This is a genomic window from Pseudoalteromonas luteoviolacea CPMOR-1 (assembly GCF_001625685.1).
In the GTDB taxonomy this organism is placed as follows: domain Bacteria; phylum Pseudomonadota; class Gammaproteobacteria; order Enterobacterales; family Alteromonadaceae; genus Pseudoalteromonas; species Pseudoalteromonas luteoviolacea_K.
On record NZ_AUYC01000003.1, the window covers coordinates 1 to 265 of the forward strand.

The following is a 265-nucleotide window of genomic DNA, read 5'->3' on the forward strand; positions in this document are numbered from 1 at the left end:
TGAACTTGCTTCAGGGTCTATGATGCAACATGCTAACGACAATGAACGCAGTGAGTGCGCTTCTTTTGCGCAAGGTGAAATAAGCCGTTTTAACCGAACAAAATCAATACACCTCTACAGACTCAGCAACCGCGTCAAAGCTGGAAAAGCATGGATCCTGAAACGATATATGGACTCCACCACATCTCACATACAGTGTAATGTGGTGTCGACCAAAACAAAGGAGTCCATATATGAATAATCGTAACGTGATTGCGCTCGATCT

1 protein-coding gene is annotated in these 265 nt (G+C 43.8%); it reads left to right on the forward strand.

Annotation, left to right across the window (positions count from 1 at the left end):
- Positions 1-241, forward strand: a 241-nt coding sequence (locus N473_RS26665) for a hypothetical protein (RefSeq protein ID WP_231099496.1), incomplete at its 5' end; no start/stop codon positions are given.
- Between the last annotated feature and the right edge of the window lie 24 nt (positions 242-265).